Below are 8,774 nucleotides of genomic sequence, written 5' to 3'. Positions count from 1 at the left end.
CGACTACAACGAGCACCGCCCCCACGACGCCCTTGGCGGCATGACGCCCGCCGAGTTCCGAAATCACCACGAGGCCAGAAGCTCTACTTTCGAACTGTCCGCTTGACGGGGGAGGTTACGTTCCATGCGGAGCATTTTCTCTGCTCACGCAATTGGCATTTTTTCCACACCCCAGCCGACAACTTCACAGATCAATCACCGCGAGCTTGTGCGCGCGGACCGCAGCTCGACCTGAGGCACCTGCCCCATCTAGGCATCGACCAAACGTCAGGGCCGACTCGATTCACCCAAGCTGATCGATGGTCTCGGCGTCGCCCCCATGTGTGTTCGACGTCGATCAGGACTGACCCAGCAGGTCCTCAGTGGGGGCATTTTTGGGGGCATCGCGCAGCATCAACCCAGCAGGAGTTGCGCAGTTACTCCCTCTCCGGCTTGAGTTCGAGTGGCGCCACCCCACCATCTCCACCACGCGACCCGCCGAAAGGCGGGTTTCGTGTTTTCAGCCGGCCTTACGCTGGCCCGGATCACCGCCGAAGCGCTTCGAGAACACCTCGGCCGTGAGTGCGGGCGCCATCAGCCAGCCCTGCATCTCGTGGCAACCGGCGGCGTGGAGGAGTTCGCGCTGGGCCTCGGTCTCGACACCTTCCGCGGTGACGGACAAGCGGAGCGCGCGGCCCATCTGGATGATCGCCACCACGATGGCCTCGCTCTCCGCACTGCCCGGCAGGTCGGCGATGAAGCTGCGGTCGATCTTGATGCGCTCGATCGGGAAGCGTTTCAGGTAGGACAGCGATGAGTAACCCGTACCGAAGTCGTCGATAGCGAGGCGGACGCCCAGGGCGCTGAGCGCCGTGAGGCGGCGCATGGCGTCCTCGACGTCGGCGATCAGGATCGACTCCGTCAACTCGAGCTCCAGCGCCTCGCCCGGCAGTCCGTGGCGGCGTAAGCCCTCGGCGACGGACTCGACGAAATCGCTCTGGTGGAACTGCAGGGCGGAGACGTTGACGGCCACGGCGACGCAGAGACCGGCTCGCCACCACTCGCTCAGCTGGGCCAGCGTCGTCTCCAGCACGAAGCGGCCGAGCGGGATGATCGCGCCGCTTTCCTCGGCGACCGGGATGAAGCGCCCCGGCGAGACCGCCCCGAGCTCGGGGTCGTTCCAGCGCACCAGCGCTTCGGCACCGATCAGGCTGCGGTCCTCGATGCGGAACTTCGGCTGGTAGTGGACTTCGAGGGCCCCTTCGACCAGCGCATGCCGCAAGGCATGGTCGAGCTTCATCCGCGAGAGGAGGCCGATGTTCATCTGCCGCTGGTAGAAGCGGAGGTCGGCCCGGCCGCGCTCCTTCACCGCATACATCGCGCTGTCGGCGTTCTTGGTGAGCTCGTCGGCATCGGTGCCGTCTTCCGGGAACATGGCGATGCCGATCGAGACGGTGAGGGTGAAGCTCATCCCATCGACCACCACCGGCTGGGAGATGGCATGCAGGATGCGGCGCGCCGCGATCTCGGCCCCTGCGGCATCCACACCGGCGAGGATCAGGATGAACTCGTCACCGCCGACGCGCGCGGCCGTATCGACCTGGCGCACGCATTCGTGAAGGCGCTCGGAGACACTCACCAGCACGCGGTCGCCGAAGCCGTGGCCCAGCGAGTCGTTGATCTGCTTGAATCGGTCGAGGTCGAGGAACAACACCGCGAAACTGCCACGCTCCCGCTTCGCGTAATTGATGGCCATCTCGAAGCGTTCGCGCAGCAGCACGCGGTTCGGCAGGCCGGTGAGCGGGTCGGTGAACGCCAGCTCCTCGATGCGCTGGCGCGCCGCCATCGCTTCGCTGAGGTCCTTGGCGAAACCGATCATGTGCAGGGTGCCCCCCGCGTCGTCCGCGACGCGCACGAGTGACAGCAGGCAGGGGTAAGGCGAGCCGTTGTTCCGGCGCGCCCACAGCTCGCCCTGCCAGTAGCCGTCGTGCAGCAGGGCCTTGCGGATGGCACGCGCCTCGGAGCGCGAAGCGACGTTCGAGAGCAGCGATGCGACCGGCCGCCCCTCGATCTCGGCGGACTGCCAGCCGGTCTGGCGCTCGAAGGTCGGGTTCGCCGCCACCATGCGGAAGTGCGCATCAGTGACGAAGATCGCGTCGAGGCTGGATTCGAAGACGCGCGCCGCCAGCTTCAGGCGGGCTTCGTCGGCCAGCCGCTGGGTGATATCGCGGAACGAGAACACGCGGCCGATCGGGCGCCCTCGCGCGAACTGCGGGAGCGTCACGCGCTCGAGCACCTTCCCGCTGCGCAACACGAGCACGTCGTCGGCTTCGAGCAGCGGCGCGCGGGAGATCTGGCCCATGCGGTCGCGGTAGCCTTCGACATCGCGCACGTGCTCGGTGAGCCAACCGAAGATGGCGGCGTCGTTGCGCTCGCTGAGCATCGAATCCGGCAGGTCCCAGAGCTCGGCGAAGCGCTGGTTGAAGCCGCGGATGCCGCCGTCCATGTCGACCACGAGGATGCCGTCGGCGGTGGATTCGAGCGTGGCGCGCAGTTCGGCGATGATGTTCTCGAGCTGCTGTTCGGCGCTGCGCTGCTCGCTGCGGTCGACCATTGCCACCATGTAGACGGCGGCGCCCTGCTCGATCTGGACGAGGCTGACGCGACGCTCGATCTGGCGGATGTCGCCATTGCCCCGCTTGAGCAGGGTCTCGGAACGGATGGCGCGGGAGCGGCCGGCGGCCACGTCCTCCCAGAAGAACAGGTCCTGCGAGGTGGAGGCGAAATCGACCACTGGCCGGCCGACCAGCTCGGCGCGCGAGAGGCCGATCATGTCCTCGGCGGCACGGTTGACCGCGAGGATGCGCAGGTCGACGGCGTCAACGAGCCAGACGGCCTCGATGACGCTCTCGATCAGCATCTGCGGCAACTTCGCCGTCATGGCGAGGCGTCCCTCCCGCCCCCCGAGAGCGAGCGCTCGAAGAAGTAGCACATGCGCTTGCGCGGCGAGAGGTAGTCGAAGACCGCCCTCGGCAGCTGAACAGGCTTGATCGCCCGCTGGATGCCGATCTCCGGATGTTGCTCGAGGTCGAAGACGAGGGCTTCGTCGGACGGCACTTCGGGCTCGTGGATCAGGATGCGCGGCTTGAGCGGCAGGTCGGAATTCACCGAGACGACAATGGCATAGCGCTCGTCGTTGAGCTGCAACACCGAGCCCGGCGGATAGACGCCCATCATTCGGATGAAGGCGGCGAGCACCGCGGCGTCGAACGCATCGCGCTGGCGCGCGAAGATCAGCGCCAAGGCGTCGTGCGGCGTGAGTGCCTGGGCCGGATTGCCGGGATTGCACAGGTTGTCGTACTGGTTCACGAGAGCGACGACCCGGGCGAGCGGCTTGATCTGCTCGCCCTTCAAGCCCGAGGGGTAGCCACTGCCGTCGGCGTATTCATGGTGTTGGGCGATCACATCGAGGACGTCGGCCGGCAGGCCCATCTTCTTGCCGAGGGTCATGCCTTGCGCCGCATGGCCCTGGAACAGCCTCCGCTCGACGGCCGGAGCGTGGTCGTCGCGCCAGCGCAGCCGGTCGGGCAGTTCGAGCTTGCCGATGTCGTGCAGCAGCGCGCCCAAGCCGAGGCTGGCGAGGCGCGCATCGTCGAACCGCAGCGCGCGCCCGAGCAGGATCGAGAGCACGCTGACGTTCATCGCATGGAAGGTGGTCTCCTGCCCTGCCTTCTCGGACAGCAGGCGGATGGCGACTTCGCCCATGCCGGCGACCTGACCGACCATGGCGTCGACCTGCGCCTGCGCGACTTCGCGGGCCTGGCCGGGATTGGACTTGGCGTTCTGCAGAACGCCACGCAATTGGCGCGTGGCTTCACTGAACTGGTGTTCGCAGCGGTCGAGGCTGGCCTGCTGGTCGGCGAGCAGCGCGCGGCGCTGCGCCGCGGGCGAGCGGACGGGCTCGGGTGCAGGCACGGATGCGGGCGCAGTGGCGTCCGGGCTGGCCAAGGCGTCGTCCGCCCGTGCGGCAGGGCCATCGCCCGCAGCGCCCTCCACGACGGCGGGCGCGTCCAACGCGACGGGATCCGCCGGCGGATCATCGAAGCGCGGCACCCCCAGCGTCGACCAGGTGGGGACCACGCCCTGCTCGGGCAACGGCGGGACACTGCTCTGGGTCGGGGAATAGCGCACGCGCTTCAGTCCCGCGGCGCGGAGTTCGGCCAATTGCGCGTCAGTCTTGATCAGGAAGCCCCCGGTCGGGAGCGAACGCGCCGCGTCGTGCAGGTCGATCTGCACGTACATCCCTACGCGAAGTCGACTCACGTCGATCAGTTCAAGCGTGGATTCCGCCATGGCCGTCCTCGTGCTGGCCTCACAAGCCTGAACGTCTCTCGTGCATGTTGCAAGCGCAGCATCGTTACAGGTGCACGCGCCGCTCACCCGTCGAAGACATCCTCCCTGGTGCCCGGGGCGGGACTCGAACCCGCATGGCCTCGCGGCCGAGGGATTTTAAGTCCCCTGTGTCTACCGGTTTCACCACCCGGGCATGCGGCGATCATACGTGCCGGCGTCGGGCAAAAAAAACCGCGCAGTGCGCGGTTCGATGGAGGCCTGGGTCGGAATTGAACCGGCGTACGCGGATTTGCAGTCCGCTGCATAACCACTCTGCCACCAGGCCCCGCTGAAAAAACAAAACCTCGGCGAGCCGAGGTCTTGGGAAAACGTGGAGCGGGAAACGAGACTCGAACTCGCGACCCCGACCTTGGCAAGGTCGTGCTCTACCAACTGAGCTATTCCCGCACCGGAGACGCGCATTATGGTGATTCCGGCGACGATGTCAACACCATGACGCGTATCGCCGTGGTTCGGATCGCGGCGGTTCAGCGCCCGTCCCGAGCGAAAGACGGCCAAGCCGCGCGCAGGTAATCGGCGCCGGACCACAGCGTCAGCGCGGCCGCCAGCGCCAGCAGCCATTCGCCGAGCGCCTGTGCCGGCAGCGCCGGCAGATGCGGCCCCAACCACAGGCTCGGGCCAATCAGCAGGGCCACGATCGCCACCATCTGCACGATGGTCTTCAGCTTGCCGACCCAAGCCACCGCGACCGCGCCGCGTGCGCCGATCTCGGCCATCCATTCGCGCAAGGCGGAGATGGTGATCTCACGGCCGACGATGACCGCCGACAGCAGGGTGAGCCAGATGGTCGGATGCGCCTGCACGACGATGAACAGCGCCGCGGCCACGGCGAGCTTGTCGGCCACCGGATCGAGGAAGGCGCCGAACGCGGAATACATGTTGAAGCGCCGCGCGATCCAGCCGTCGAGCCAGTCGGTCAGCGCGCCGACGGTGAAGATCACCGCCGCCCAGAAGCGCGCGTTCTCCATCGACGAATAGAACACGATCACCATCACCGGGATCAGGACGATGCGGAACAGCGTGAGCGCGGTGGGGATCGTCAGCATCAAGTCGGGGCTCCTGGGCCGCCCTCTTCGGGCAGGCCATGCAGGAAAGCATAGATGCGCGAAGCCAAGGCCGCACTCACGCCGTCGGCCCGGGCGATCTCCTCGATGCCCGCGTCCTTCAGCCCCTTGAGGCCGCCGAAGTGCTTCAGCAGGGCCTGGCGGCGTCTCGGGCCGACTCCGGGGATGTCCTCGAGGCGGCTGGTGTCGCGGGCCTTGGCCCGACGCTTGCGATGCCCGGTGATGGCGAAGCGGTGCGCCTCGTCGCGCGCCTGCTGCACCAGTTGCAGGCCCGGTGACGCCGCCCCGGGACGCAGTTCACGGCCGTCAGGGAACACCAGGCGTTCCTCGCCGGCCTTTCGCGCCTCGCCCTTGGCCACGCCGATGACGGCCACGCCCTGCACCGCCAGCTCCTCCAGCACCTCGAGGGCTTGCCGCAACTGGCCCATCCCGCCGTCGATCAGCAGCAGGTCGGGCAGCACGCCCTCCTCCACCCCGCGCCGGAAGCGGCGTGTCAGCGCCTGACGCATGGCGGCGTAGTCGTCGCCGGGTTCGATGCCGGTGATGTTGAAGCGCCGGTAGTTGGCGGTCTGCGCGCCCTCCGGGCCGAACACGACGTTGCTCGCGACCGTCGCCTCGCCCATCGTGTGGCTGATGTCGAAGCACTCGATGCGCTGAGGCGGCGCCGGCAGGCCCAGCAGCTGCTGCAGGTCGTCGAGGCGTGCCTGCTGGCTGGCCCGCGTGGCCTGCTCGGTGGCGAGCGCGAGGTGCGCGTTGCGCACGGCCATCTCGAGGTAGCGCGCGCGATCGCCGCGCACGCTGGCCTTGATCTCCACCGCGTGTCCGGCCTGTTCGGCCAGCGCCGCCTCCAAGGTTTCCGTATCGTCGAGCGCATGGCTGAGCACCATCTCGCGGGGCGGCTTGCGCGCGGCGTAATGCTGGGTGATGAAGGCTTCGAGGATCTCGCCTTCCGCCACGTCGCGGTCGATGCGCAGCGGGTGCGAGGCCGTGCCGAGGTTCACGCCGTCGCGGAAGCTCAGCACCAGCACCACCGCCACACCGGCCTGCTGCACGCAGGCGAGCACGTCGAGGTCGGGGCGGTCGCCATCGACGTACTGCCGCGCCTGCACCTTGCGGATCGCGGCGATCTGGTCGCGCAGCCCCGCCGCCCGCTCGAACTCCAGCGCCGCACTCGCACTCTCCATCGACTGCCCGAGCTCGCGCACCACGTCGTCGCTGCGACCGTCGAGGAAGAGCCCCACCCGGCGCACGGCATCCGCATAGTCCGGCGCGGCCACCAAGCCCACGCATGGCGCGCTGCAGCGGCCGATCTGGTGCTGCAGGCAGGGGCGCGTGCGGTTGCGGAAGACGCTGTCCTCGCAGCTGCGCAGGCGGAAAAGCTTGAACATGAGGTCCATCGTTTCGCGCACCGCGAGCGCACCCGTATACGGGCCGAAATAGCGGCCCGGCTGCCCGCGGGCGCCACGGTGGTAGGCGAGACGCGGCCACGCCTCCTGGGTGAGCAGCACGTACGGGTAGCTCTTGTCGTCGCGCATCAGGATGTTGAAGCGCGGCTTCAAGGCCTTGATCAGCTGGTTCTCGAGGATGAGCGCCTCGCTCGCGGTGCGCGTCACCGTCGTCTCGATGCGGGCGATGCGCGCGACCATCATCGCGATGCGTGGTGCATGCTGCTTGCTGAAGTAGCTCCCCACGCGCTTCTTCAACGAGGCCGCCTTGCCGACGTAGAGGATTCCGCCGTCGGCGTCGAACATCCGGTACACGCCGGGCGCGGTGGTCAGGCCACGGACGAAAGCGCGGGGGTCGAAGGGTTCGGGCGTCGCGGGGGGAGGCGCGGCGCCTAAGGCCGCGTCGCTCATTCGCCGACCGGCAGGCGGTGCATCTCGCCGGAATCGCTGTCGAAGCGCCAGACCAGGTGATTGCCGGCGTCGGCGATCCACACTTGTCCCTGCCAGGCCGCAAGGGCCGTGGGCCGATGCAGCGCGGTCGGCAGCGGCACGGTGGATAGCGCCTGGTTGCGCGAGACCCAACGCCGCAGCACGCCGTTTCCCGTATCCGCGATCCAGAGCCCCTGGCCGTTCGGCAGCGCGGCGAGCGCCGTGGGGTATTGCATCAGGGCTTGCCGGCCGCCGCCATCCTTGAGGCCGAACTCGAACAGCCCGCGGCCGAACAGGTTGCGGACGCTGCCATCGGCGAGCTTGACCTCGCGCAGGCTCGAGGCCGCGGCATCGAGCACGTAGGCCCGGTCACCGAGGACGACGAGGCCGGTGGGCTGGGCGAAGCTGGCGTCGCTGGCCGCGCCTTCGTCCTCGCCGAAACGGCCGCTACCGCTGACGAGGCGCAGTGTCACGGTGCCCAGCTCGATGGCCCAGAGCTGGTGTGATGCCGCGAGGGTGACGAGGAGCGTGTTCTCGGCGACGGCGAGTGCGTAAGGACGATCGAGCGCGCCGTCCTTCGGCAGGCGGAACACCCCCGCGACCGGGTCGCCGCTGCGCCCACTGCCGACGAGTGTGTCGACTTCACCGGTCCGGGTATTGATGCGGCGGATCGCGTGGTTGCCGGTATCCGCCACGTAAAGGCGGTCCTGCAGCAGGGCGAGGCCACGCGGCGAATTGAAGCCGGCCACGTCGGCGAGTCCATCGACGAAATCGCGATTGCCAGTGCCGATGCGGCGGAGGATCCGGCCGTCATGCGTGCACTCGAGGATGCGGTGGTTGCCGGTGTCGGCGATGTACAGCCGGGAAGCACTCGCGACCAGACCGCCCGGCGCGGCCAGCGCGCTACGGCCCGCCACCGTGTCGAGGCGTGGGGTGTCGACATGGCCGGGCGATTTGAGGAAGTTCGCGTCGATCTCGGCTTCCAAGGCCGGCTGCAGGGCCTCGATGGCGCGATCGCCGACGAAGCGTTCGCGGATGAAGCCCTGCGCATCGACGAAGACGACGGTCGGCCATGCACTCAGGGCGTACTGCTGCCAGGCCGCCCAGTCGCCATCGTTGACCAGCGGGAGCGCCGCGCCCTCGCCTTGCAGCACATCCCAAGCGGCGGAACCGTCGCGCTCGTGGTCGAACTTCGGCACGTGCACGGCGATGAAGGCAGCGCTCTCACGGAATCGCGCCGCCAGCGCGCCGACCGTCTGCAGGGCGTTGTGGCAATGCGCCGACCCGGCATTCCAGAACAGCAGCACCACCGGATGGCCGCGCAGTCCCGCGAGCGTGATGGGCGCGGTGTTGATCCATCCCATCGAGGGATCGAACTCGGGCGCGATGCTCAGGGCGAGGCCGGAGGGTGCGGTCGAAGCCATGCGGGACCACCTGGAGGGAT

The 8,774-nt window shown here is 68.3% G+C and carries 5 protein-coding genes and 3 tRNA genes; all 8 read right to left on the bottom strand.

Annotated features, from left to right (window positions below):
• Window positions 1-499: 499 nt before the first annotated feature.
• Window positions 500-2,920 (bottom strand): EAL domain-containing protein, encoded by a 2,421-nt coding sequence (locus ACIQ6S_RS11935; protein WP_397608552.1) that lies wholly within the window; start codon window positions 2,918-2,920, stop codon window positions 500-502.
• A complete protein-coding gene (locus ACIQ6S_RS11930) occupies window positions 2,917-4,332 on the bottom strand; it encodes an HD-GYP domain-containing protein (RefSeq protein ID WP_397608551.1) in 1,416 nt (471 codons plus the stop codon). Before ACIQ6S_RS11930 ends, ACIQ6S_RS11935 begins: the two co-directional genes overlap by 4 nt.
• A 106-nt stretch (window positions 4,333-4,438) precedes the next feature.
• Window positions 4,439-4,525, bottom strand: a tRNA-Leu gene (locus tag ACIQ6S_RS11925).
• Window positions 4,526-4,583: 58 nt separating this feature from the next.
• Window positions 4,584-4,657 (bottom strand) — tRNA-Cys (locus tag ACIQ6S_RS11920).
• Between the two features lie 46 nt (window positions 4,658-4,703).
• Window positions 4,704-4,779, bottom strand: a tRNA-Gly gene (locus ACIQ6S_RS11915).
• Window positions 4,780-4,859: 80 nt separating this feature from the next.
• Window positions 4,860-5,441 carry a CDP-diacylglycerol--glycerol-3-phosphate 3-phosphatidyltransferase gene (gene pgsA / locus ACIQ6S_RS11910; RefSeq protein WP_397608550.1) on the bottom strand — a complete coding sequence of 194 codons (582 nt, stop codon included), beginning with the start codon at window positions 5,439-5,441 and terminating at the stop codon, window positions 4,860-4,862.
• A complete protein-coding gene (gene uvrC, locus ACIQ6S_RS11905) occupies window positions 5,438-7,312 on the bottom strand; it encodes an excinuclease ABC subunit UvrC (protein ID WP_397608549.1) in 1,875 nt (624 codons plus the stop codon). Before uvrC ends, pgsA begins: the two co-directional genes overlap by 4 nt.
• Entirely contained in the window at window positions 7,309-8,754 is a 1,446-nt protein-coding gene (locus ACIQ6S_RS11900) for a redoxin domain-containing protein (RefSeq protein WP_397608548.1), read from the bottom strand. Before ACIQ6S_RS11900 ends, uvrC begins: the two co-directional genes overlap by 4 nt.
• Between the last annotated feature and the right edge of the window lie 20 nt (window positions 8,755-8,774).

Origin of the sequence: Silanimonas sp., from assembly GCF_044377035.1 — a bacterium.
Lineage (GTDB): Bacteria > Pseudomonadota > Gammaproteobacteria > Xanthomonadales > Xanthomonadaceae > Silanimonas.
This window is presented reverse-complemented; position numbering and strand designations above follow the sequence as displayed.

Bases quoted from the DNA above. Each gene is read 5' to 3' on its own strand.
- ACIQ6S_RS11935 (WP_397608552.1), bottom strand. From the start codon at position 2,920: ATGACGGCGAAGTTGCCGCAGATGCTGATCGAGAGCGTCATCGAGGCC.
- ACIQ6S_RS11930 (WP_397608551.1), bottom strand. From the start codon at position 4,332: ATGGCGGAATCCACGCTTGAACTGATCGACGTGAGTCGACTTCGCGTA.
- uvrC (WP_397608549.1), bottom strand. From the start codon at position 7,312: ATGAGCGACGCGGCCTTAGGCGCCGCGCCTCCCCCCGCGACGCCCGAA.
- ACIQ6S_RS11900 (WP_397608548.1), bottom strand. From the start codon at position 8,754: ATGGCTTCGACCGCACCCTCCGGCCTCGCCCTGAGCATCGCGCCCGAG.